This window comes from Acinetobacter sp. 40AMC3-4 (assembly GCF_049898185.1).
GTDB lineage: Bacteria > Pseudomonadota > Gammaproteobacteria > Pseudomonadales > Moraxellaceae > Acinetobacter.
This window is the reverse complement of record NZ_JAFCXG010000002.1, coordinates 360185-382433: the sequence shown is the minus strand read 5'-3', so window position 1 is coordinate 382433 and position 22249 is coordinate 360185. Positions and strand designations below refer to the sequence as shown.

At 43.2% G+C, this 22249-nt stretch carries 20 protein-coding genes and 1 pseudogene; 18 read left to right on the top strand and 3 right to left on the bottom strand.

Going from position 1 to position 22249, the window contains the following annotated elements:
- Nucleotides 1–231 precede the first annotated feature (231 nt).
- The 3 genes from ACP7BU_RS04555 to ACP7BU_RS04545 all read left to right on the top strand — a co-directional run bounded on the left by ACP7BU_RS04555 (nucleotide 232) and on the right by ACP7BU_RS04545 (nucleotide 3683).
- Nucleotides 232–1494, top strand: coding sequence for a carbohydrate porin (locus tag ACP7BU_RS04555; protein WP_425878642.1), 1263 nt, complete (start codon nucleotides 232–234; stop codon nucleotides 1492–1494).
- A 92-nt stretch (nucleotides 1495–1586) separates the two neighbouring features.
- Nucleotides 1587–2696, top strand: a complete 1110-nt coding sequence (locus ACP7BU_RS04550; RefSeq protein ID WP_425878644.1) for an NADH:flavin oxidoreductase/NADH oxidase — start codon at nucleotides 1587–1589, stop codon at nucleotides 2694–2696.
- 60 nt (nucleotides 2697–2756) lie between these two features.
- Nucleotides 2757–3683 carry an AEC family transporter gene (locus ACP7BU_RS04545; RefSeq protein ID WP_425878647.1) on the top strand — a complete coding sequence of 309 codons (927 nt, stop codon included), beginning with the start codon at nucleotides 2757–2759 and terminating at the stop codon, nucleotides 3681–3683.
- Between the two features lie 81 nt (nucleotides 3684–3764).
- On the opposite strand, the gene ACP7BU_RS04540 is transcribed toward ACP7BU_RS04545, so the two are convergent.
- Nucleotides 3765–4562, bottom strand: a complete 798-nt coding sequence (locus ACP7BU_RS04540) for a tetratricopeptide repeat protein (protein WP_425878649.1) — start codon at nucleotides 4560–4562, stop codon at nucleotides 3765–3767.
- Between the two features lie 263 nt (nucleotides 4563–4825).
- Here ACP7BU_RS04540 and ACP7BU_RS04535 point away from each other — a divergent pair, with 263 nt between their 5' ends.
- Nucleotides 4826–5071, top strand: coding sequence for a hypothetical protein (locus tag ACP7BU_RS04535; RefSeq protein WP_253102263.1), 246 nt, complete (start codon nucleotides 4826–4828; stop codon nucleotides 5069–5071).
- A gap of 51 nt (nucleotides 5072–5122) precedes the next feature.
- Here ACP7BU_RS04535 and ACP7BU_RS04530 read toward each other — a convergent pair whose 3' ends face one another.
- Nucleotides 5123–5848 carry a YgfZ/GcvT domain-containing protein gene (locus tag ACP7BU_RS04530; protein ID WP_425878651.1) on the bottom strand — a complete coding sequence of 242 codons (726 nt, stop codon included), beginning with the start codon at nucleotides 5846–5848 and terminating at the stop codon, nucleotides 5123–5125.
- Nucleotides 5849–5962: 114 nt separating this feature from the next.
- A pseudogene (locus tag ACP7BU_RS04525) lies at nucleotides 5963–8094 on the bottom strand (multicopper oxidase family protein).
- A 515-nt stretch (nucleotides 8095–8609) separates the two neighbouring features.
- On the opposite strand from ACP7BU_RS04525, the gene acnD reads away from it, so the two are divergent.
- The 14 genes from acnD (at nucleotide 8610) to ACP7BU_RS04455 (ending at nucleotide 22249) form a co-directional block, all read left to right on the top strand.
- Nucleotides 8610–11228, top strand: a complete 2619-nt coding sequence (acnD, locus tag ACP7BU_RS04520) for a Fe/S-dependent 2-methylisocitrate dehydratase AcnD (RefSeq protein WP_425878653.1) — start codon at nucleotides 8610–8612, stop codon at nucleotides 11226–11228.
- 502 nt (nucleotides 11229–11730) lie between these two features.
- A complete protein-coding gene (locus ACP7BU_RS04515; RefSeq protein WP_004645925.1) occupies nucleotides 11731–11874 on the top strand; it encodes a zinc ribbon-containing protein in 144 nt (47 codons plus the stop codon).
- 164 nt (nucleotides 11875–12038) lie between these two features.
- The gene (locus ACP7BU_RS04510; protein ID WP_004732115.1) at nucleotides 12039–12260 is read left to right on the top strand and encodes a hypothetical protein; all 222 of its coding nucleotides are present in this window, start codon (nucleotides 12039–12041) and stop codon (nucleotides 12258–12260) included.
- Nucleotides 12261–12373: 113 nt separating this feature from the next.
- Complete coding sequence (locus ACP7BU_RS04505) at nucleotides 12374–12637, top strand: hypothetical protein (protein ID WP_004281730.1); 264 nt, start codon at nucleotides 12374–12376, stop codon at nucleotides 12635–12637.
- 530 nt (nucleotides 12638–13167) lie between these two features.
- Nucleotides 13168–13416 carry a DUF6868 family protein gene (locus ACP7BU_RS04500; RefSeq protein WP_425878656.1) on the top strand — a complete coding sequence of 83 codons (249 nt, stop codon included), beginning with the start codon at nucleotides 13168–13170 and terminating at the stop codon, nucleotides 13414–13416.
- 120 nt (nucleotides 13417–13536) lie between these two features.
- Nucleotides 13537–14250, top strand: coding sequence for an SIMPL domain-containing protein (locus ACP7BU_RS04495; RefSeq protein ID WP_425878658.1), 714 nt, complete (start codon nucleotides 13537–13539; stop codon nucleotides 14248–14250).
- 84 nt (nucleotides 14251–14334) lie between these two features.
- The gene (locus ACP7BU_RS04490) at nucleotides 14335–15000 is read left to right on the top strand and encodes a pseudouridine synthase (protein WP_425878660.1); all 666 of its coding nucleotides are present in this window, start codon (nucleotides 14335–14337) and stop codon (nucleotides 14998–15000) included.
- 585 nt (nucleotides 15001–15585) lie between these two features.
- A complete protein-coding gene (locus ACP7BU_RS04485) occupies nucleotides 15586–16518 on the top strand; it encodes a DUF4041 domain-containing protein (protein ID WP_425878662.1) in 933 nt (310 codons plus the stop codon).
- A 261-nt stretch (nucleotides 16519–16779) separates the two neighbouring features.
- Nucleotides 16780–17169, top strand: coding sequence for a ribonuclease E inhibitor RraB (locus ACP7BU_RS04480; RefSeq protein WP_425878664.1), 390 nt, complete (start codon nucleotides 16780–16782; stop codon nucleotides 17167–17169).
- A gap of 242 nt (nucleotides 17170–17411) precedes the next feature.
- Nucleotides 17412–17858, top strand: a complete 447-nt coding sequence (locus tag ACP7BU_RS04475; protein WP_004281736.1) for an SRPBCC domain-containing protein — start codon at nucleotides 17412–17414, stop codon at nucleotides 17856–17858.
- Between the two features lie 124 nt (nucleotides 17859–17982).
- Nucleotides 17983–18321, top strand: a complete 339-nt coding sequence (locus tag ACP7BU_RS04470) for a zinc ribbon domain-containing protein YjdM (protein WP_005263625.1) — start codon at nucleotides 17983–17985, stop codon at nucleotides 18319–18321.
- A 135-nt stretch (nucleotides 18322–18456) separates the two neighbouring features.
- Nucleotides 18457–18819, top strand: a complete 363-nt coding sequence (locus ACP7BU_RS04465) for a 5-carboxymethyl-2-hydroxymuconate Delta-isomerase (RefSeq protein ID WP_034436289.1) — start codon at nucleotides 18457–18459, stop codon at nucleotides 18817–18819.
- Between the two features lie 429 nt (nucleotides 18820–19248).
- Nucleotides 19249–19689, top strand: coding sequence for a YybH family protein (locus ACP7BU_RS04460; protein WP_425878667.1), 441 nt, complete (start codon nucleotides 19249–19251; stop codon nucleotides 19687–19689).
- A 121-nt stretch (nucleotides 19690–19810) separates the two neighbouring features.
- A complete protein-coding gene (locus ACP7BU_RS04455; RefSeq protein WP_425878669.1) occupies nucleotides 19811–22249 on the top strand; it encodes an AI-2E family transporter in 2439 nt (812 codons plus the stop codon).

The following is a 22249-nucleotide window of genomic DNA, read 5'->3' as shown; positions in this document are numbered from 1 at the left end:
TAGGAGAAAATCACATAGAAAATATCAGTAAATTATAAGTTAATGAAAAATATATAAATAATTTGAAATTGTTAAAATAAAAATTATATTTTTATGTTTAAGGCATAACTAAAAGTTTAATGAGTAATAAAAAAAATGCTGGGAATTTGTATGAAAAGTTATGTAAATTCATGCACCTAATAGCAATTTAAAAACCTTGCTTGTTTTTCTCTCCGAATGTTTAGGTTTTACATGAAATATTTAGGTCTAGCTCTATTGCCTTTAATGGCTGCCATGATAACCGCTCAGGCGGAATCTGCATTTGATCCACAAGGTCAGTATTTACTGGGGGACTGGAATGGTCAACGTACAGAACTGGCCCAACAGGGAATTAAATTTGAAGCCAATCTGTTAACCGATACCGCCTATCTTGCTGATGGTGGTCGTAATGAGGGCGCAGGTCCATTAACTTCTGCCCAATTATGGCTGGGTACTCAACTGGATATGGAAAAGCTGGCGGGATGGAATGGTGTCACTGTACGTGCCGTGATGACTGCACGTCAGGGTCAAAGTACCTCTGTTCGTGACTTGCAGGATTCTAATGCACCGCAACTGGCCAATGTACAAGGTACTTTCGGACGTGGTAATCAGGATAGCCGTCTGAGCGAGCTGTCTATTGAAAAGAATTATAAAGATCAAGGGCTCAGTATTAAGGCGGGTCGTCTTGGTCTGGGCATGGATTTTAATGTCATGGCTTGTGATTTTGCCAGTACGGCATTTTGTGCTGCACAGATGGGTAAATGGCAGGGCAATATCTGGATGAATACGCCTGTAGCACAATGGGGTGCGCGCGTGAAGCAGCAACTCAATCCTGAACTTGCCGTACAAGTCGGTGTGTATGAGTTTAATCAGGATAATGGTAATGGCGCTAAAGAAGGTCAGGGCTGGAGTCTGGATACCGACCATGCAGATGGCGTGACGATTCCTGCAGAAGTCATCTGGACGCCGAAATCATGGGTGAATGGCCTGCCGGGCAGCTACCGGATCGGCGGGATGTACAATACTGCCGATGATGTTGCCAACCAAAAAGATATTGCCAATCCTACTGATGCCAAAAACCGTACTTTTGCAGGCTGGTTAGCTGTAGAACAACAGTTAACGTCTACAGGTCAGGGCCGTCAGGGTTTGCATTCATTTGCTAACTTTACCTGGCATGACCGCGATACTAACAAAGTGGATAATTCACAACAAATTGGTGTGAAATATATCGGTCTTGCGGACAGCCAGCCGAATGATATTTTAGGTCTGGCGGTCAATCGTGTACATATTAATGACCGGATCAAGAATCTGAATTTTGATGCGAGTGCAGAATACAATATTGAACTGAACTATAGCTATAATGCAACAAAGTGGCTGATGCTGCGTCCAAACCTGCAATATGTCATTAATCCAGGTTCAAGCAACAATGTGGATGATGCACTGGTACTCGGTTTGACTACACGAATCATCTTCTAAAGTTTGATCGTTCACGTTATAACTAAACAGGCTCTTAAGAGCCTGTTTTTATTTTTAGAGTGAAACTGGGCAATAAAAAGAGGAAATACAGCGTGGCATTACTATTTCAACCTATTCAATTTGGATCACTGCAACTTCAAAATAAAATCGTAATTGCGCCGATGTGTCAGTACTCTGCAACAGAGCAGGGGGAAATTACCTATTGGCACGAGCAGCAATGGGCCAACTATGCCTTATCGGGTGCAGGTTTATGTATTGTCGAAGCGACTGCGGTACAGCCAGAAGGCCGGATCAGTTATGCCGATCTGGGCTTGTGGAATAACGAACAGGCAAAGCAGATCAAGACCTTACTGGAAAAAGTCAAATCCATTTCCCCGATGCCTTTTGCGATTCAACTCGCACATGCAGGGCGTAAAGCTTCAACAGATAAACCATGGGCAGGTAAAGGTCAGTTTAAGCCGGATGAAGCACATGGCTGGCAAACTGTTTCTGCCAGTGATATTCCTTTTCAGGCCGATGAACATCCACCCAAAGCCTTAAGCCAGTCGGAAATTGAGCAGGTCATTGCTGACTTTGCAGAAAGTGCCAAACGTGCAGTTGAGGCCGGTTTTGACCTGATTGAGCTGCATGCAGCGCATGGTTATTTACTGCATCAGTTCATGTCACCACTTTCAAATAAACGTGATGATCAGTATGGCGGTTCACTGGAAAACCGGATTCGCCTGACTCTGGAAGTATTACAAGCCATGAAAGCGGCGGTTCCAGAAGGCTATCCGATTGGAGTGCGTATTTCGGCCAGCGACTGGATGGATCAGCCAGATAGTTGGACCATTGATTCTTCAATTGAATTGTCCAAAGCACTAGAAGCTGCGGGTGCTGCTTATATTCATATTTCCAGTGCCGGCTTACATGCTAAACAGAACATCGATGTGAAGCCGAATTATCAGGTACCTTTTGCAGATGCGATCAAGAAAGTCGTGAATATTCCCGTGATTGCCGTGGGATTGATTACTGAAGCTAAGCAGGCAGAAGATATTTTACAAAAGGGCCAAGCCGACGCTATCGCACTGGCTCGTGCCATTCTTTATGATCCACATTGGCCTTGGCATGCAGCGGCAGCACTTGATGAAAAAATCAAGATTTCACCGCAATATCTGCGCTGCGCACCGCATGGTTTGAATCACCTGTTTGAGCCTTTTTAACACTGCTTTAGTCTCAGAAATTCTTATAATGGAATATCACTGACAAGAGGATACTGCATTATGATTTTTGCGGTCATTGTGCCCATATTTTTATTGTTGGCAGTGGGTTATCTGACTGTAAAGAGTCAAGTGTTAAGCAAAGAGCAGGTGGGGACGGTCGGTGCTTTTGTGATTAAAGTAGCCTTGCCCTTGCTCTTCTTTCAGTCCCTTGCCTCCAAGGACCTGCATGAAATCTGGTATTTTGAATACTTTGCAGTATATAGCAGCGTGACCTTAGTGCTCTATGGTAGCGGCTTCTGGATCATGCGCCGTCATTTTAAAAATACGCATTCGCAAAGTGCAGTGCTGTCGCTGGGCGCTGCAATGTCGAATACCGGCCTGATTGGTACGGCTGTGCTCAGCTTATTGATTGGGCAACAGGCGATGACCTATACCTCTCTGGTGGTGATCATCGAAAGCATGTTGCTGATTCCGCTGGTGCTGGTCATGGCTGCGCTGGGCACACAACATCAGGCAAATCTCGGCGCCATTCTGAAAAGTGTACTGCTGACTTTGCTAAAGAATCCCTTATTTATGGGGGTCATGCTCGGCATGGCCTGTGCGGTTTTCCAGATTAAAATTCCAGTCTATCTCGATCAGGTCTTCGCCTTGATTGGTCAGACGGCCTCACCATTGGCCTTGTTTGCCATTGGCGGCGGGATCGTAGGAATGAGTCTGAAATATGTCAATCTGCAAAGTTTCTATCTGGTATTTTCCAGCAATATCATGATGCCGTTATTGATGTATCTGGGACTGAGCCAGTTAACTGATTTAAGTCAGGAAATGGTCCATGCCGGTACGCTCATTGCTGCTTTGCCGATGCCGACGATTTTTGGCATGTTGGGACAGGCATATGGTCTGAATGATCGAACCTTAACGCCACTGTTGATGAGTACCATTGTTGGTTTTATCGTGACCAGTGGCTTAATTGCCTTGTGGTGGGGATAATCTTTTAGAAGATGAATGCTCTGCTATTAAAAAGCCCCAAATTGCATGGGGCTTTTTATATTTTAATTTTGTGGAATTAACTTAACTTTTCTTCGCAGGTACTTTTTTCTGCTCAGCCAGCATTTTATCTACTGCTGCCAAAGATTCCTTAGCCTGCGGAACATTTTGCTGCGCCAATGCAGCAAAGATTTTCTTCGCTTCTGGCAGGTTTTGCGGAACAATACTGCCATTGGCAAACATATTACCTACTGCCATCAGCGCTGGAATATAACCTTTTTTTGCCAGTTCCTGAATGCTGCTTAGGCCTTGCTGAATCGGTTTTTCATCTTTGTTTTTGAAACCGCTGCTGATGTCATATAAGGCTTTGGCATGAATGGCCTGCATATTGCCTTTGCTGATCAGCGGTTGCAGCTTTTGTAGTCCGACTTTATTTGACGCTGCCGTATTTTCAGAAAATAGCAGTATGGCCAGATCAATGCTGGCATCATCAAATTTGGCTGCTGAAGCGCGTTCCAGATGCTGTTTGGCTTTGGCCAAATCCTGTTTGAGGCCGAGTGTGCCGGCTGCATAGTTTTTACCCAGTACATAATTGGCCACCGGATAGCCTTTGCTGGCTGCCTGCTCGTAAAGCTGAATGGCTTTTTTCTCGTCCTTGGTTGTACCTTGGCCGGTTTGGGTCAAATAGCCTAAGTTATATAAAGCTTGGGCATTTCCCTGACTGGCCAATTGATTCAAAGCGTCATAGGCACCTTTAAAATTATTGGCTTTGACCATGGCCTCAACTTTTTGGAATTGGGGATCGACTTGATCTTTTACGGTATTTGCCAGAGCGAATTGCGCAGAAAGGGCAAGAACTGTAGCGAGTACTAATTTTTTCATGGTTCCTATAACCTTATTATTGCTGGCACCTTATTCCTTGGTGCGATTTTAATCATTTTCACTTACATCATAAAAGGATTTTGTGCTTTGTAAATATACAATTTGTCACTAAATACAAATCATCGAAGCACAATATACCGATTAAATCGATGCATGATTTGCACAGGTTTCTGATCAATCCTGCAGATATCAAAAGGATTACTTTGCTTCAGCCGACTTCTCTGATTAAATCTCGGTTTGAATCAGACTCCCAGGATTTAACCATGTTTGTCAAAACCATTAAACGTCACTATGACAGAGTCAATGCTGATGAATCGATTGCCGATGAAGACAAGATTGATGCGCTGCTGATGAAACTTGGTGCAGAGTTTTTGATGAGTCAGGAAGACCAAGTATATGTCTTTCAAAAAGGTGAACTCACGGCAAAGTTTGATGCCAAACATGCGCGGGCCTATCATTTTAAAGATTATGTGGTAAAAGACATGAACAAGCTGTTTCATGGCTTCTAAAATAAAAAAGCCAAGAATTTTATCTTGGCTTTTTTATGAGTTATGCAGTGATTATTGCGGACGCGCTACATCACCGCTCAAAGCTTCCGGAAGTTCCAGTACTTCTAGGCCCAATTCGGTCAATGCTTCAGGTTTTGCAACGACTAGCGCTTTATAACCGTCGTCAATCGCGATGCTATTGACAATTTCAACATCATTATTCAGTTTGGTCGCAACATCAGGCACGGTACCTGTGCCTTGAACCAGATGTAACCAGTGTTTTGGCTTGGCTTTAAACCACAGGCGTGCAATGACTTCCTGACCCAAGTAGCAACCCTTGTCATATTGAATGCCTTCGCGTTGATGCAAACGTAATTCTTGTGGTTGAAACAGGGTCGCGGTGGCAGCCTGAATCCAGGCCTGACCTGATTCAATGGCTTGCTGCTCCCAAAGGGTGGCATCGGTTTCAGTCGTAACGAAGTCAGTATGAATGCCATTAATGACTGGATAAACCGGACCGACCAGTTCCAGTTTCATTTTTGAAAAGGCGCCAAATTTTTTAATATGATTGGCCAGTTCCGTAGCCTGATCTGCAATGCTCACGATTTCAAAGCTTTCCGGACTGATTTTTTTAAGCCATAAGCCAAATTGGATGCGTCCTTTCAGACTACAGATTGCAGTATAGCGTGTCTGGTTTTCCGCCAAAGTTTCAGTATTCAAAGTCACCTGACCTTGAAGGAATTTTTGTGCATCTACACCATTCAGACTAAACAATGTAAAAGCAGGAGACGCTACCATAATAAGCCCCGGTTTGAATACTATAAATCAATGCAGTTATTGTGCAGCAAGCATCAAATAGAGGCAAACAAAAAAGCCAACAATCGAAATCATTGGCTTTTAGCGAGCAGATCTTTAGTGGTGATGGCTAGCCGGTAATGGCGAATCACAAGGGAATTTGCCTCCACAGACCCGTACGGTTTCCATCATGCCCTGATCTTCATGGTCGAGGATATGGCAGTGCTGTACGAAGTCACCTTCAAATTTCTTGTAATGGCTGCGCACAATATAGGTATAGTTTTGTTTTACAAAAAGCGTGTCCTTAAACTGTCCTTTCATGCCACGGTATTGCACATCATCCAGAACTGGATTCACCGGATCTTCTGGGGCTACTGCCTCACTGACATCCTTACCTTGAGGATTCAAAATTTTAACAATCTGGAACGGGTTAACATGAATATGGAACGGATGACCACCAAAACCAGCGCTGGTCAGTTCCCATTCATCAGTCTGTCCAACTTGTAACTGACGGACATATTCGCCATCCACTGAACCATCTCCATCAAAGAAATCTCCAAAACTCAGTGTATCTCCATCTTTTTTATGTCGGAAGCCAAATTTGAATACGCCAGTTCTAGGGTCGGGGCCGAGCGAAAAAGCACTATATTGTTTTGGTCGGGCAGCAACTACTTTATCAATTTCGGGTGTCATCAATGATGGATGATCACTAAACGCAGAAAGATTAAGCTGAGATAACTGGGTCTGGATGTCTTTGCTTAAACCAATTTTTGTGCCCGATCTTTCAGGAACTGGGCAGCAGTCTGAGCCTTGGTCTTGGCTGCTTTTACATTGACCCATCCCAGCAGTTGGGCATTGAGGCGATGATTTGGAGCAATTTGAGGACCTACATTCGGTAATGGCGCGTTAATTTCATCATCGATATTCAATTTGGTGTCAAAAATGCAGTATCTATTGGTGGTCGGAAAGGCAACCATTGCATCATGACGATAACCAGGATGGAACACGGACAGGGTTCTGGTCTGTATATGATTCATGGTTAAGCTATCTTGCGCGATGGTATGCACATTCAGGCTATTCAGCTTCTCAAATTCAGCTTTCTTGTCTGCCTCCTGATAGGCTGAACAGGCTTTAATGGTTTGCTCTGCGCTAAACTTACTGGAGTCAGGAATTTCCTTTATGATTAAACCAATGGTATCGCGTACACCGCCATGAATCATGCGCCAGCGGTTAAATACATTCTGTTCAACCTTCATCTCTCCCACAATTTTACCGTTGATAGACGTGTAGTAATTCTGGTTGGTCCAGAAGCCACTAATAGACAGGTCATTATAATTTTCCAGCATGCCTATACCTACACCTTCACAGTTATTGGGAACAGCGAATGTGATATTAGGATCGGGATTACTACAGCGATATTGGATTTGCTGGAACAACAGGATGTTTTCGTTCGGGTAACTGTTTTTTTCTTTCCATAGAATATCCATATCTCCAGTTGAGGTGACTTTGCCATTTTTGACTTTTGGTGTTCTTGAGCCTTCAACAATCAATGGACCTGCCATGCCATTCGACACCTGAAGAGCAGTTGAACCGTGCAGATGGGCATGATACCAGTAAGTCCCTGCGGGATGATTCGGTTCCATTTTGAACTGATAATCAAATTTTTCCTGAGGTTTGAATTTCAAAAAGACATTATCGCTATTGCCTTGAGGACTGACCCAGAAGCCATGGGTATGCAGGTTGGTGGTATTAAAGCAGTGTGGTTCATTTACATTCTCAACATGAGTTGGGCAGGTTGTTTCTGACTCGGGTGGCAGCTGGTTATTCAGGTTAAGCGCCATGGTTTCACCCTGTTTGACCCGAATCTGTGGTCCGACCATCTGATCCTCGACATATTCACCGGTTTTTTTCTTATCAAATAAACTGGGTTTGGTTAAATAGCCTCTCAGCAGTACCTGATCCCATAATCCGTTTCTGGGGTTATAGAGTTTGCTGGTTTTATAGGCCACGATCAGCTCATATTTGCCCTTGGCACTTTTTGGTAATAGGGGTGGATTGCTAATCAAGCTGTCTGATGTGGTCGGAACGGGATGTAAGGGTTTGGGTGGAGGTGTTGGGTGTGAGGGATGAGAAGGTTGGGAGGGGTTAGATGGATTTGACGGCGGCGATGGATTTTTTGTTCCATCCCAACCGCGAGCTAAGAGCGTCAAAATGGCGGCTATAGCTCCGAATATTGCGATTTTCAACATTTCAGTTCTGCCTGTTATGGTTATTGTTTTAATGTGAGGATTGCGAAGAATGTGACATTCGTCACACTGAGATTCTGATAGTTTTGGAAAATCTGCTATCCCAAATTAGGGGATTGAAATTTTGCTAAATGCGGCGGCAGGACAGGCCTATGAAAACCAGTGAGACTATATTTTTTTATCTTTAAAAAAATGCACATAAAATTAATTATTTATTAATGATATTAGTGGTTTATAGTAATATTCAAATAAAAAGATAGAGAAATATTTTGCAACATAAGACTAAAGAATAAGGCGAATTATTCAGATTTTTTTTAGCAAAAGACCGCTTTAAAGCAAAAATTCTAAAGTCTATGTAACAAATTTTTGCGAAAATACCGATTTTTATAATTAAGTAATTGAAAAATATAAAATTTGGGAAATGCTATTTGTGCAGCGTACAATGCTGCTATTACAAAAGTAACTCATCAATATCTATTGATGAATAAAAATAGAGATAAACGAGGGCAGGCAAGCTTATGAACAACAACTACCGTAAACCGCTGCAATCCACCCAGCTGGAATATTATGACGTGCGACAGGCCGTAGAAAATATTCAGCCAGGCGCATATGCCAAACTTCCTTATACTTCCAAAGTCCTGGCAGAGCAGTTGGTGCGTCGTTGTGATCCTGCCATTCTGGAACAGTCTTTACGCCAGCTGATTGAGCGTAAACAGGAACATGATTTTCCCTGGTATCCGGCACGTGTGGTGTGTCATGATATCTTGGGGCAAACGGCACTGGTTGACCTTGCCGGTTTACGTGATGCGATTGCCGATCAGGGCGGTGACCCGTCTAAAGTCAATCCGGTCGTTCCAACCCAGCTGATTGTCGATCATTCACTGGCGGTTGAGTTTGGTGGTTTTGATCCGGATGCTTTTGAGAAAAACCGTGCCATTGAAGACCGTCGTAATGAAGATCGTTTCCATTTTATTGAATGGACCAAAACTGCCTTTGAGAATGTTGATGTAATTCCTGCGGGCAACGGCATCATGCACCAGATCAACTTGGAGAAAATGTCTCCGGTGATTCAGAACCGTGATGGTCTGGCATTCCCGGACACCTGTGTCGGTACAGATTCGCACACGCCTCATACAGATGCATTGGGCGTGATCTCGATTGGTGTTGGCGGCTTGGAAGCGGAAAATGTGATGTTGGGCCGTGCATCGTGGATGCGTCTGCCGGATATTATTGGTGTGGAATTGGTGGGTCAGCGCAAGCCAGGCATTACCGCAACGGACATCGTCTTGGCATTAACCGAATTCCTGCGTAAAGAACGTGTGGTTGGCGCATATTTAGAATTCTTTGGTGAAGGTGCTGACAGCATGTCGGTGGGTGATCGTGCCACGATTTCCAACATGACCCCGGAATATGGCGCAACGGCTGCGATGTTCTATATCGACCAGAACACCATTGATTATCTGACTTTGACCGGCCGTGAACCTGAGCAAGTCAAACTGGTCGAAACTTATGCTAAAGAGATCGGGCTTTGGGCATCAGACATGACCCAAGCGGAATATCCACGTGTGCTGCGTTTCGATTTATCGACTGTGACACGTAATATCGCTGGCCCATCAAATCCGCATGCACGTGTATCTACGGCTGACCTGAAAGAAAAAGGCATTGCCGGTAATTTAGAAGCAGCTCGTGCGCAAGAAGCGGAAGGCTTGATGCCAGATGGCGCGGTGATTATCGCGGCGATTACGTCTTGTACCAATACCTCCAACCCACGTAATACCGTTGCAGCAGGTTTATTGGCACGTAAGGCCAATGAATTGGGCTTGGTGCGTAAACCTTGGGTGAAATCTTCTTTTGCACCGGGTTCTAAAGCGGCGGCACTTTACCTTGAAGAAGCTGGCGTACTTAAAGATTTAGAAAAACTGGGCTTTGGTATCGTGGCCTATGCATGCACGACCTGTAACGGTATGTCGGGTGCACTCGATCCAAAGATTCAGCAGGAAATTATCGACCGTGACCTGTATGCAACAGCGGTGCTTTCGGGCAACCGTAACTTCGATGGGCGTATTCATCCTTATGCGAAACAGGCATTCTTGGCTTCACCGCCTTTAGTGGTAGCGTATGCGATTGCCGGTACGATTCGTTTTGATATCGAAAAAGATGCTTTAGGAAACGATAAAGACGGCAATCCGATTTATCTAAAAGATATCTGGCCATCGGATGAAGAAATTGATGCGCTGGTGAAAGTTGCTGTAAAACCAGAACAATTCAAAAAAATCTATATTCCGATGTTCGATTTGGGTGTGAATGAAAAAGCAACAAGTCCGTTGTATGACTGGCGTCCGCAAAGTACGTATATTCGCCGTCCGCCGTATTGGGAAGGGGCTTTGGCTGCACCGCGTACCTTGTCAAATATGCGTCCGCTGGCGATCTTGGGCGATAACATCACCACTGATCATTTATCACCATCGAATGCGATTGTGCTCGACAGTGCTTCAGGTGAATACCTGAAAAAAATGGGTGTGCCTGAGGAAGACTTTAACTCCTATGCAACGCATCGCGGTGATCACCTCACGACGCAACGTGCGACTTTTGCCAACCCGAAACTGTTTAATGAGATGGTGGTGCGTTCTGATGGTACCATCAAGCAGGGTTCGAAAGCACGTGTGGAGCCTGAAGGCGAAGTAATGCGGATGTGGGAAGCCATTGAAATCTACATGAACCGTAAACAGCCGTTGATTATTATTGCCGGTAAGGATTATGGTCAGGGTTCTAGCCGTGACTGGGCAGCAAAAGGTGTGCGTCTGGCAGGTGTAGAAGCGATTGTGGCAGAAGGTTTTGAGCGTATTCACCGTACTAATTTAGTCGGTATGGGTGTTTTACCGCTTGAGTTTAAGCCGGGTACAGATCGTAAGACTTTAGGTCTTGATGGTACTGAGCTGTATAGCGTGATTGGTAATATCGCGCCACGTTCGACGTTGACTTTAGTAATTGAGCGTTCGACCGATGATGGTAAGAACCAGATTGTTGAAGTGCCTGTGACTTGCCGTTTGGATACTGAAGAAGAAGTGCATGTGTATGAAGCGGGTGGGGTATTGCAGCGCTTTGCACAAGACTTCTTGGAAGGGAATGTGGCTTAATCTTTTTTTTAATCACCCCTAGCCCCTCTTTGAAAAAGAGGGGAACTCCCTACTTTTTTAAGGAGGGTTGGAGTGGATTAAAGTTGTTGATATTGTTTAAAAAAGACCCTACTGTGAAGTGGGGTTTTTATTTAGAGCATTAATGTCTTTATCAAGAAAATACAAACAGGTACTTTTCTTTTTATACTTAAGCAATTGAGCTTCCTCAATGATTAAAGACGTCTATAACTTTAAGGGAATATAAAATTTCATATGGCTATGGTGATAATTTTGTATTAACGCACTGCGCTATACTTGGCCTTATGCATCACTTATCTCAATGTTATTAAACTACTTAACTTGAAAAAAATAATAAATTATCACTTAATTAATGGGTTACTAAATAATAATTAGAAATACTACTTTGCCCAAACGACACTATCATTTACAAAAATGGACAATAGACATTCATCACCAGAGGGTTATACTAGTCAGACCATTTCTAAAACCATGGAGAACAAAGATGGTTACTGCTGGCGAAAAACCCGGAACAGGCTTCTATTTTTGTGTTCAATGCGGACACCGCACCTACTTAGAAATTGGTACTGATCGTTTACCACCGTGTACCAAATGCCAAGGCAATCAATTTAACAATAAGAATGCCTAAGCAAAACAACTCAAACAGTTACCCTCTGTTTTGAATGAAAGCCCTATTACTCGATAGGGCTTTTTGCTATTTAAACATCCCTATTTATAGTTTAAGATTGATTGAAAAATAATCAATAAAACCCCATCTAAAACCCTAGATTCAAAGTATTTAGGGCAGCTCAATTGCAACATTATCTTGATCTTAATCACGACTCAGGTGTTGCCAATTACGAGATTGGTAACGAGTTTATTCGCGTTCAATTCAAGAAAACCTCGAAAGTTTACACTTATAGCTATAGCAGTGCCGGTTATCAGCATGTCGAAAACATGAAACAGCTCGCTCAATATGGCGATGGACTAAATGCCTATATCAATCATCATACCCGACAGCTCTTTGTACGATAAAACTGGTCTGCTTCTTGCTTCAGTGAAAGTCCTAGAAGGCAAATATTTTCTAAAGAGTAAATACCTGCCTAGAAATAGTGCAAGTGCATATATTAAAAAGAGGGTTATCAACTATGGATATTCAACAGCACGCACCAGAGTCAGGAAAATTAGATAAAAAAGCCCATTTCTATTCCGCATGGCCGCTCATCTTGATTCTTTTCGGGGGCGCGATTGGCTCGTTTTACGCTGTGATCGCCTATCTACTTAACCTGAAAATTTATAGTTCTGAGCTGACCAGACTCAACAAGGTCTTGGCCAATCTTCTGTGCGGGATGTCCGCGATCAGTGCCTGGTGGTTTAGTGCGCAATGGATTCAGGGAACATTCTTTCAATAAAACAGTAATTATGTCCTGAATATAAATTGCAATAAACTCTAATTTTATCGAATAAAAAAGCGTAAAAAATCAGAAATGGAATTTATTTCTCTATATTGATATAAATGATGAAATAAATTTTCAGATTTAGTCGAAATTAAAAAAACATAGGAAATTAATCCCGTCCATCTTTGCCTAATATAGCTTTCAAGGGTGTGATGGGATCGGAAAGAGTAGCATGCTGTGAGCGGCGCAAAACGCGAGTGCAGTACGAACCCAAAAGGTCTCGATTCGGCTTAGGACGCTATAGACCAAAAGTTTATAGGCTATAAGATCAGGTCTTACAAAGAATGATAGTTGAAGTAAACCATTGCGAGTTTTCCCAACACCCTAAAAAATTCTCCAGTAATACACGCAGAATAAAAAATTAAAATAAATATAAATCATAAATTTAAGAAAAATATTTATCCAAGCAAGATACAAATCAATCCTTCATTTCTCAACATGATCTGTTATTTTAAAAACATCAGCCGCCCCTTAGGGGAATCCTCATGAATCTCGATGTCTGGTGCCGTTTTTTACTGTTTTGCACACTCATCAATTATGTCATTCTCATGATCTGGTTCATGGTCTTTGTCTTTGCCCGAAACTGGATGAAACAGGTACATGGAAAATGGTTTCAGCTCTCAGAGACCAGTTTTTATGTGATTCATTATTCAGGTATGGCGCTCTATAAAATCGGGATTTTACTGTTTAACCTGACGCCGTTAATGGCAATTTATCTGATGAATCAAGGCTAAGTGCTAGGTTGATTAAATCTTAGAGTGATAAAAATAAGATTGAATTAGTATCATTTTATCGCTACTTGATAGCGTGACAGGATCAATAAGAACGAAAAAAGATTTCAAAGGAGTTGAAGGATGAATCAATTCAAACCGGCCCTTATTTTAGGTGCCTTGATCGGCTTAGGGATGATTATTGCCGGATGGATTCTGGGTAATAGCGCGCTGAAAATTAAACAATATGAACGTATAGTTTCGGTCAAAGGCTTGTCGGAACGTGAAGTCAAAGCCGATGTGGCGGTATGGCCAATCCGCTTTAATGCCGGCAGTCAGGATCTGGCTGAATTGTACGATACCATGCAAACCAATACCCAGGAAATTCAGACCTTCTTAAAAAATGAAGGATTTAGCGTGGAAGAAATTACCAGTGCTTCACCGAGTATTACTGATAAATATGCCCAGCAATATGGCGGGGATGCCAATGTCGCACTGCGTTATACCGCCAGCCAGACCATTACGGTCTATACCCATAAAATAGATGCAGTGCGTTCGGCACAAAGTCGTCTGGTGGCTTTGGGTAGAAAAGGCATTGCCTTTGCCGGAGATGATTCCGGACAAAGAACGGAATACTTATTTACCAAGCTGAATGACATCAAGCCTGCGATGATTGAACAGGCCACCGAAAATGCCCGAAGTGTAGCGGAAAAATTTGCTGCAGATTCAAAAAGCAGTCTGGGCAAAATCAAGTCCGCCAATCAGGGGCTGTTTAGTATTGAAGATCGCGACAGCAATACGCCGTATTTGAAAAAAGTACGCGTGGTCTCGACGGTCGATTATTATCTGGCAGATTAAGCTGAGCTGGTCAAGCACGGTAATTGACAGCCTAGAAGCCGCTTGTTATTTTGCGCGCATTATTCCAGATGCTGTACCCTTAAAATGCCCATCAACCATGACTTTGTCTATTGTCCACCGCAAGAACCACTGCATATCGTTTATGAAGATGATGATCTGGTGGTAATTGAAAAGCCGGCCGGATTATTGTCGGTTCCGGGGCGTTTACCTGAACATCATGACAGTGCCTATTTGCGGGTTCTGAACCAGTATCCGCAGGCCAAAATTACCCATCGTCTGGATATGGCCACCTCCGGTATTTTGATGTTTGCCAAACACCGCGATGCAGAAGTGGCGGTGAGTAAAATGTTTCAGGCACGCACGGTACATAAAAATTATGTTGCACTGGTACAAGGCAAACTTGAAGGTGAGGGCAGCGTTGATGTGCCTTTGATTGCCGACTGGGAAAACCGTCCGCGTCAGATGGTGCATTTTGAACTGGGCAAGGCCGCCAAAACCCTGTATCAGGCCTTAGAATATCTACCCCAGCAAGACATTAGCCGGGTACTACTGACACCAATTACTGGCCGTTCCCATCAGCTACGCGTGCATATGCTGCATATCGGTCATCCTATTACTGGAGACAAAATTTATCATCCTGAACCCCAGCGCAGTCCTTTAAATCGTATGGCCTTGCATGCCAGTTATTTGGCTTTTACCCAGCCTTTGAGTGGTGTCCCGGTCGAAATTAAGGCAGCCATACCGTTCTAATTTGATTCTGCTTAATAGTTAGATTCAACCGGACACATGCTTTTTAAGCTCATAAATATAATGAGGTTCAAGCCCTTAAACTGGGCAACCCGAATAAAAAGTGTGAGAATTTATTTCGATAGTAGCTTGGAGATGAGTAGCTTTACAAGCATGTTCAAATGAAATTTTCTACTGATCCATTGCCTGATCGGTTGTCACTACCGCACATAAATTTTTAATGTTCGGTTTATCTCTTGATGATGAGCCTAGAGAATTTTTATTCTTTTATCTCCCACTATAGGCCTGATGCCTTTATTTTTATGATTTTTTAACCTTCCTTTCATTATTTTTAAACTTTCAAATTATATCCTTTGATATAAAAAATATCGTAAGTTGTTTCAGAATGGATTTGTCTTGAGCTGGAAAGTAGTCAGTCATACATGACTTGCACATAAAAATTTTGTAGAAAAATAAAATGAATGAATGACTTAGTATTGATCAACGGCTTTGATTATCTGGCCGAAGTGATGCAAAATTAATCATGACTTTATAATAAATTTTTAATTTGATGGTTTAGGGCGCTGCCCGGGGTTAAAGGAAAGAACGATGCTCAGTATGGCTCTCTTCGTTCTCGCGAGTATTTTAATATGTGCATTGCTATGGAGCTTAAAGGTACAGGCTTCATTACGCAGCAATATCCAGTTTTTACAGGAAAACCTGGATCATTCCCGCAGCAAATTGGCAGATTATGAAACTCAAGTCGATGAATTGAATTATGAAATCACCCAATTGCGGCTACAGAATGGCAGTTTAAACATTGCGCTGAATAAATATAAAAAATATCAGGATATCTGGGATATCGAGCAATATATTATTAACCGGACTTTGCAGGCCGAAAACTTTGTTGAAGCGACCAAGCTGGATGCTTCGATCATGATCGATGATCTCAAAGCCTATATCGCAAGAGTAAAAGATTATCTTGCCCAGTTTCAGGCGCAGGCCGTGGCCGAGGTTGAGCAGGAGGCCCGACAAAGTTTGCACGGTTATTATGAACAGGCCAAACAACAGCATCGCTTGCAAGAGGTATTGAGTGCTTTAGAGCATAAAATACAGGCCCAGCGCTTCGGCTTGCAGCTTCCCGCAACACAGGTTTTAGAGCAGCTGATTGAGGGTTATAGCGAAACGGATGCGGTTCGGCATTTACGCAATGTCCGTGACAGAATTCAGCAGGCTGTAGAAAAACAGCAGGTGGCGAGCTGTAATTATGTCGACGACAATCGCCGTCGAAGTACTATTGAAATCCTTAGTCTGGCTTTCAACTGTAAGGCAGATTTATATCTCTCTCAATTAAGCACAGAAAATCTAGGCGAGATGCTGCAAGCCTTAAAGGATGATTATGTCTTGCTGAATTATACCGGGCAGGCACTGAGTCAGGCGATGATTCGGGAATCCTATCTTGATCTGCGTCTAGAGGAACTCAAGTTTGCTGCGCTGCTTTTGCAACTGAAACAAGACCATCTGCATCCACACATCGCGTAGATCATGACATTCATAGGTCTAGAAGATTTTTACCAGAGTATTCTGAATGCTATAAGTTGGTTTAAATCCTGATATTTTTCAGGATTTTTGGCCTTGAGGAATCTTGAATATATTGATCCCCTTACTTATTTTTATATTTATAAAAATCATATGTTTATTTATGGTTAAAAGATAATATTTTTTGTCTGTATCTCGATAATTGTACAAAAATCAGCTAATCTTAAATGCAGAATAAAACAGCATCATAATAAGGATACTTCTATGTCACGTGATTACAATCAATTCCCTGACGATGAAAATGGCAATGTACTGTGGCAAATGCATCAGGATGGCGACGACTTGCAAGAAGCGCACGAAATTGAATTTTCGATTGCCTTTGCGGATGAAGCGCAGGCAGATCGCTGTGCCTTGCATCTATTAAAAGAAGAGCAAAAAATTAGCCTGTTTCAGGACGAAGAAAGCGATACCCTGGAATGGATTATCACGATTTATGTATATATGGAGCCTGCCTACGAAGATATCGTGGATCTGGAACAATGGTTCAGCAAAATCGCTGCACAATTTCAGGGCGAATATGATGGCTGGGGCTGCATGGCCTATGTCTATGATGATGAGCTGGATGACGAAGAGAGCAGCCTGCTTAGTAGCTGATCATGCTTGTATTTAAATGATTTAAAGTAAGAGACCCGGTGCTGCCGGGTTTTTTTATTGCTCTATTTAATTGCTATACGAAGATTTGAGCTTGAGTATAGATACATACTCATTATATATAGCCAGCTCAAAACTGGATAAAATAACTCAAATGAGTACTTAACTCAGGCTGATGATTTAGTCACAATAAATGTAGGGAATATCCCGCAATAAAAAATAATAAGAACAAAGGACAAGAAAAAATGAGTTACACCTTAAAAATGCATCGTGTGTTCAGTGCACCACCGGAGCGGGTGTATCGTGCCTTTGTGCATCCGGATGCACTGGCCAAATGGCTGGCACCACATGGCTTTATTGCCAAAGTAGAACATGCGGAAGTCAAACCCGGCGGCAGCTATAAAACCACCTTTACCAATTTTTCTACCGGGACCCAGCATCATTTTCATGGCATTTATCATGAGGTCATTCCCAATCAGCTGCTGCGCTATACCGATCAGTTCTCTACCCCGGAATTGCAGGGTGAAATAGAGGTGACGATCATCTTTGAAAAAGTGTCAATCGGTACCGGTTTGCATATTATTCAGGTGGGTTATCCGGATGTGGTGCCGCCAGCGGTGTGTCATTTGAGCTGGCAGGAATCACTGCAACTCCTATCTTTGCTGGTTAATCCCCAGATTGCAGACAATTAATTCCTTCGATCTCCTGTGTAGGTTTCATCCCAATGTCCTATCCATGAGTGCTCCAGACAAAGATGCTATACTGTGCGCTTATTTGTTTCATTTATTTTATTTTTCTCTTTTTTTCGAGGTTCTTATGGATCTGCCAAACTGTCCAAAATGTCAATCTGAATATACTTATGCAGATGGCGATCTACTGATCTGTCCTGAATGCGAACACGAGTGGAAAGAAGGTGAAGTCACTGAAGAACAAGTGATCATTAAGGATGCCAACGGCAATGTGCTGGCGGACGGTGATAGCGTAACGGTGATTAAAGACCTGAAAATCAAAGGTTCATCTTCAGTGGTGAAAGTGGGCACCAAGGTAAAAAATATCCGTTTGCTGCCTGATGCTGCCGATGGGCATGATATTGATTGTAAAATCGAGGGAATCGGCCCGATGAAACTGAAATCAGAATATGTAAAGAAAGCTTAAATTTAGCCCTAGACTAAAATTCTGACGAGAGAATAATACGGTTGATGTATCGTATTATTCTCATTATTACTGAAATTCTGGGCTGATTATTTTCCTGCCGCTCTGATCCTCACATTTCGATTTGAGATCCCTTTAATGCCGCACCTGCATCTGGAATATTCTGACAATCTGCAACATATCGAGATCAAACCTTTATTGGTCGCGATCCATCAGGCACTTTTTAACACCGGCCATGTCACTGATCCCAATGATTTAAAAAGTCGTGCGATTATGCAGCGGGATTATGTGATTGGACTGAATGCTGTTACAGATCAGGCCTATGTGCATGCCAAAGTTTCACTGTTGAGTGGGCGCAGTGTCGAAGTTCGTCAGGCGATTTCCGAATTGGTGCTCGACGTCATGCAGCAATATATTGCGCCACAACCTGAATTAAAAATACAGCTTTGTGTCGAAATCATTGAAATGCCAAAGCAGACTTATCGTAAAGCTGTTATCTGAATGATGGCTTTTATTTGCTGAGATGACATGGATCAAATGCCTTGAAACTTTATTAATGCCATACGAAATTTATAAACAGATCGACTTGGTCTGTAACAGCTCGCTATTTTATTCAGATCTAAAATTATTTCTATTTTTAAATGACGCTTTATGTCATTTACAGGCATGCGATAAAAGTTCTAAAGTAACTTTTAATCGCTGCTGATTTTTGAATCATCCAATCTAGAAACAGCATATTCATCCTGATTAAAATAAAAATAATTTAAAAAATAATCTTCAGGTGAGCTGTATCCAATCCGGCAGTGGGAAGAGCAAAGCGAGAATAACGCTTTAGCATAGGCATAATAATAAGAACAAAAAGATCAGAAATCCGGTGAGTTGATTGAATCCCAGATTTCAGGTCTGACTTGTCCGGTTGAAGGAAATTTTATGCAGGTTTTTGGGGATGAAAAATTGGCTCAGGAAGTCATGGCATTTCTTCAGGAGTGGGATAATGCCGTAGCCAGACTTGAAATTCAGGATATTGTTCAATTATGCCGACCCGATATCCGTCTGGTCGATGTCAGTATGGAAGTGAAAGGTGTAGAAGCCTATCAGGCACTCTGGCAGCAATATCGGGCATTTATACCGGAAGGCATACGCATCGAACGCCAAGACCTTAATATTCATGTCACTTCTGATCTGGCTGTAGTCGATGGTTATGTCCGGGTGAATTATGCGGTGATTGAACCGATTTTCCAGTTGGGCTGGTGTCGGGTCAGCATGTGCCTGAGCAAGCAGCAGGGCAAGTGGCAATTGTTACATCAACATACTTCAGTCCCTGTGCAACTCGAAACCCGGAAAATGCGCCGGATCAAAAGCGTGAGTTAATCTATTTACCTGAAAAGATTTAAGTGAAATATCTTTGCAAATGATTACAGGAATACCTTTGTAACAAAAATATAGAAAGTCCTAAATTATGTTGAAGGAATAATATTTTAGGACTTTTCAGGTGGATAACAACAAGAACAGTCAAGTAAAACCAAGACAGGCCAACCTGCAACAACAGACTGAAGTATTGATGCCAGATCAGTCCGAGCGGCAGCGCACCCAACATGCGCTCAGAATGATGGCAGGCTTTGTAATTGCTGCTGTAGTCATGACGGCGTTGTATTTCGGCCGGGATATTTTTATTCCGCTGGCTTTGGCCATTCTGCTGGCATTTTTACTTTCTCCTCTGGTTTCCCGTTTAAAGCGCTGGGGCTGTCCCCAATGGGCGGCGATTGGCCTGGTCATGTGCCTGACCTTGTCCTTTCTGGGCGGCACAGCGACTTATCTGGGGGTGCAACTCGGTAAGCTAAGTCAGGAACTGCCGCAATATCAAGACACCATCCAGCAAAAACTGAAAATGCTCGAAAACTATCGTCAGGGACCGAGTATGTGGGATGGGGCGATCCAGACCTTTGACACAGTCGAAGATTCGATAGACACACCCGAACAGGAAACAGAAGACCCGAATGTGCAGAATGTCAAAGTGGTCGGTTTGGAACCAACGAGTGAAGAGGCTGCGCTGGACTGGCTGAATAAAATCCTGAATCCACTGGCGATTATAGGGATTGTGTTTCTGTTTATGGTATTAATTTTATTCAATGGCAAAGACCTGCATGACCGCTTTCTGAAACTCTTGGGCGGTAATCTGAATATCGGCACCGATGCGCTGGATGATGCCGGCAAAAGTATCGGGACCTATTTGCGCATGCAGCTGCTGGTCAATGTCACTTATGGCATTCCCATGGCGATTGGGCTGTTATTGATTGGCGTGCCGGCAGCGATTATGTGGGGGCTGGTTGCGGTGGTTATGCGTTTTGTACCCTATGTTGGCCCGATCGTTTCAGCTATTTTCCCGATTACGCTGGCTTTCGCCGTTGATCCGGGCTGGGACATGGTGCTCTGGACTGTGGGCTTGATTCTGGTGCTGGAACTGATCAGCAATAACGTGATTGAACCGTGGCTCTATGGGGAAAGTACCGGCCTGTCTACCTTGGCAATTATTCTGGCTGCTACGTTCTGGACCACCCTCTGGGGACCGGTAGGGCTGATCTTGTCGACGCCTTTGACTGCCTGCCTGCTGGTTTTGTCCAATTATGTACCGGCACTGGGTTTTGTCAAAACCTTGCTTGGCAGTACGCCAGTATTGTCACCCTCCGAACGCTTTTACCAGCGACTGGTGGCTGATGAAGTCAATGATGCAATGCAGGTAGCCAATGATTACATCTGTGCGCAATTACCGAAAAAGCCCAGTGCAGAGGAAGTGGCCCGTCGTGTACAGATGTTCTATGGCGAAGTAGCCATTCCAGCCATTCGGATTTATTCTCAAGGGCATGATACTGATGTTACTGCCGAACACCGGTTGCGTCTTTATCAGGGCTTGCAGTTCTTTAATCATGCGTTTCAAAAAGCCTATCCGAGTAAGATGAGTGCCGAGCAGCCCGAAGTCTATTGCGTTGGTGCACGTTGGGAAATTGACACCCAGATTTCTGCCATGTTGGCACACGCGCTGAATCTCAAAAATATTGCTGCCCGAAATGATCTGGATGTGCTGATTCAATCGAGTGAATCAGGAAAGGGTATTGTATTACCAGCTTCGATCAAGATTTTATGTGTGTCTATTTTTCATCATGCGCCTGCGGCACAGATTCGGTTGCTGAAATATAGACTGGCGCAGCAATATCCTGAGATGAAAATCATTTTTGCGACTTGGAGTGTGATGCAGCTGGAGCTTCTGGATGAACTGCAACAACGTTTTGAGCTGGAAGCACTGGTCAATAATGTCGATGATCTGATTCTGACTGTCGAAACTTATACCTTGAATGAAGGCGAAAGCTGGTTTGAGAATCTGGAGATCAAGAATGAAAAAGAACGGCAGCAGGCTTTAAATGAGTTGGGATTATTAGATCACCGTCATCAGATCCTTTATAAACAATATATTGAAGAAGCCCGTCAAGCCTTTGACGTTGATTACGCACAAATTTCCTGGCTGAATCAGCACGAAATGTATATTCCAATCAGTCCTTTTACTCAGGAGCCTGTTGCAACCCGACAAATGTGCAAGGATTCAGTCTGCACCCATTTGCTCTATCAGAATGAGCCTTTGGTGATAGAAGACTTGCAGCGTGACCCGCGCTTTCCACATCTGTCAGAATTAAGACAGCATCATATCCGTTTTTATGCTGGTGTGCCTTTAAAAGATAAAAATGGAATTGCGCTTGGGAGTCTATGTCTGCTGGATAAACAACCGAGACAGATGCAGGCCGAAGATATGATTCTGCTTAAGGCTTTGGCGCAGGATTTAATGGCGACCCTGAGCAATGAGCGCAAGAAAAAAGATAAACAGAAGCAGATTGAGCAGATGCAGCCTGCTACCTCGGCAAGCGTTTTAAATAAGGACTAA